Origin of the sequence: Streptomyces sp. RP5T, from assembly GCF_003933965.1 — a bacterium.
GTDB lineage: Bacteria > Actinomycetota > Actinomycetes > Streptomycetales > Streptomycetaceae > Streptomyces.
The window spans coordinates 1-2,653 of sequence record NZ_RSAJ01000857.1 but is presented as its reverse complement, the minus strand read 5'-3'; the positions used below and the strand labels follow the sequence as shown (position 1 = coordinate 2,653).

Below are 2,653 nucleotides of genomic sequence, written 5' to 3'. Positions count from 1 at the left end.
GGCCGATTCTGTCACACCGAGTCCTGCCTCCCCCTCAGGCGACTTCCCCCGACGCGCGAACCAGCCGGCCCGCCAGCTTCCGCACCGCCTCGACGAGCTCCGGCGGCTGCTCCACCCGGAACTCCACCCCCGTCATCGCCAGCCGCACCACCATCCAGTCCACCGCGTCCCCCACCCTCGCCCGCAATCGGCACCGCCCCTCGCCCAGGGGCTCAGGCACCCCCATCCACGCCGGCACCCGCGCCGCCACCTCCGAGACCTCCGCCTCGAACGTCACGACCAGCTCGTACGTCTCCTGGCGGCGGTACATCGACTGCCGCAGATACTCCGCCGCACTCCCGGTCGGCAGCTCCCGCGGAGCGAACCGCGCCCCCGTGGCGAAGGGGGCGTCCACCCGGTCGACCCGGAAGGTCCGCCAGTCGCCGCGGTCGAGGTCGTAGGCGATGAGGTACCAGCGCTGACCGGTGGAGACCAGCCGGTACGGCTCCACCACCCGGCGGGACTCGGCGCCGTCCTTCGCGCGGTAGGCGAAGCGGAGCCGTTCGTGTCCGGCCACCGTCGACGCCATCACCGTCAGGGTCTCGGTCGGGATGCTCGCCCCGTCCCCGCTGGTCAGCGGAGTCGTGGCGGCCTGGAGGGTGGAGACCCGGTGCCGCAGCCGGGACGGCAGGACCTGCTCCAGTTTGGCCAGCGCCCGCACCGACGCCTCGTCCACCCCCTCGACCGCGTGCCCGGCGCCCGCGCGCAGGCCGACGGCGATGGCCACCGCCTCCTCGTCGTCGAGGACCAGCGGGGGCATGGCCTTGCCCGCGACGAGCCGGTAGCCGCCGTCGGAGCCCTTGGACGCCTCGACGGGATAGCCGAGTTCGCGCAGGCGGTCGATGTCCCGCCGGACCGTGCGGCGGGAGACCCCGAGGCGGTCGGCGAGCTCGCCGCCGGGCCATTCGCGGGGCGTCTGGAGGAGGGAGAGGAGCGTCAGGAGCCGTGCCGGGGTGTCCGTCGTCATGAGTTCGAGGATGCCGTAGAAGTAGGACACGATCTGACCTAGTGGGGTCGTAGTTTCAGGTCATGACCTCCACCGAGACCTCCCTTTCGGGCATTCCCGACGTACCGTCCGCCGCCGCGGGCGACCGGCGTCGCTGGTTCGCTCTCGCCATCGTGATGACCGCGGCCTTCATGGACCTCGTCGACGTCACGATCGTCAACATCGCCATCCCGTCCATCCGGCAGGACGCCGGCGCCTCCGTCAGCCAGATCCAGTGGATCACCGCCGGATACGCCCTGGCCTTCGCCGCGGGGCTGATCACCGGCGGGCGGCTCGGTGACATCCACGGCCGCAAGCGGCTGTTCCTCGTCGGCATCGGCGGGTTCACGCTCGCGTCGGCGCTGTGCGGCTTCGCCGCGAACCCGGAGATGCTGGTCGCGGCCAGGATCCTGCAGGGCGGCATGGCCGCGATGATGGTTCCGCAGGTCCTGTCGATCGTGCACGCGACCTTCCCGGCACACGAGCGGGGCAAGGTGTTCGGGCTGTTCGGCGCGGTCGTCGGGCTCGGGGCCGTGTCCGGTCCGCTGCTCGGGGCGCTGCTGACCGAGTGGAACCTCTTCGGGCTCGAGTGGCGGCCGATCTTCCTCATCAACCTGCCGGTCGGGATCATGGGGCTGGTGCTCGGCAGCCGTTTCATCACCGAGTCCAGGGCCCCGCGCGCGCTGAAGCTGGACCTGGTGGGCGTGGCCATGGTCGTGCTCGGCCTGCTGATGCTGCTCTACCCGCTGACCCGCGGCGAGGAGCTGGACTGGCCGGTGTGGGGGTACGTGTCGATGGCCGGGGCGCCCCTGGTGTTCGCGGCGCTGGTGGCGTACGAGAGGCGCAAGGCCGCGCGGGACGGATCGCCGCTGGTCGAGCTGTCGCTGTTCAGGGTGAAGAGCTTCGCGGCCGGGATCGCGGTCCAGACCGTGTTCGGGGTCGGGCTCGGCATCTTCTTCCTGGTGTGGACGCTGTACATGCAGACCGGGCTCGGCTGGAGCCCGCTGCGGGCGGGGCTGACCGGCGTGCCGTTCTCGCTCGCGGTCTCCACGGCGGCGGGGCTTTCGGTGCAGAAGCTCGTGCCGCGGTTCGGGCGCGGGGTGCTCCAGGCCGGTGCGCTGCTGATGGCGGTGGGTGTGCTCCTGTACCTGTGGGAGGCCGAGCGGTACGGCATGGGGATCAGCTCGTGGCAGATGGCGTTGCCGCTGGTCGTGATGGGCGTGGGTATGGGCCTGATCGTCGCGCCGCTCACCGACGCGGTGCTGTCGGAGGTGCCGCGCGAGCACGCCGGTTCGGCGTCGGGGCTGATCAACACCGTGCAGCAGATGGGCAACGCGCTGGGGCTCGGGCTGGTGTCGGTGGTCTTCTTCGGGGTCATCGGTGACCACCTGCGGCCGGAACAGGTGGGCCCGGCCTTCGTGGACGCCTTCCAGCACGCGCTCGGGTGGGTCGCGGCCGTGATGGGCGTGATCTTCCTGCTGATGTTCGCGCTCCCGAGGCGCCCCGCGCAGCACGTGGAGGCGGCGGCCGAGCTCCCCGCGGTGGGCGAGAAGGAGCCCGAACTGGTCTCCTGACGACGAGATGAGGGGCCCGGTACCTGCGGGGGTACCGGGCCCCTTTGTCGTACCA

At 71.6% G+C, this 2,653-nt stretch carries 2 protein-coding genes; one reads left to right on the top strand and one right to left on the bottom strand.

The annotated features are described in order from the left end of the window. Nucleotides 1-34: 34 nt before the first annotated feature. Nucleotides 35-1,006: a YafY family protein gene (locus EHS43_RS42095; RefSeq protein WP_125195750.1), complete on the bottom strand. Its 972-nt coding sequence runs from the start codon at nucleotides 1,004-1,006 to the stop codon at nucleotides 35-37. Between the two features lie 62 nt (nucleotides 1,007-1,068). Between EHS43_RS42095 and EHS43_RS42090 the strand changes: the two genes are divergently transcribed. After that, on the top strand, nucleotides 1,069-2,598 hold the full coding sequence (locus EHS43_RS42090; protein ID WP_125195749.1) for an MFS transporter: 1,530 nt from the start codon (nucleotides 1,069-1,071) through the stop codon (nucleotides 2,596-2,598). Nucleotides 2,599-2,653: the final 55 nt, after the last annotated feature.

What these genes read in the sequence shown, in the direction of transcription:
- EHS43_RS42090 (WP_125195749.1), top strand. Translation starts at nt 1,069, where the DNA reads ATGACCTCCACCGAGACCTCCCTTTCGGGCATTCCCGACGTACCGTCC.
- EHS43_RS42095 (WP_125195750.1), bottom strand. Translation starts at nt 1,006, where the DNA reads ATGACGACGGACACCCCGGCACGGCTCCTGACGCTCCTCTCCCTCCTC.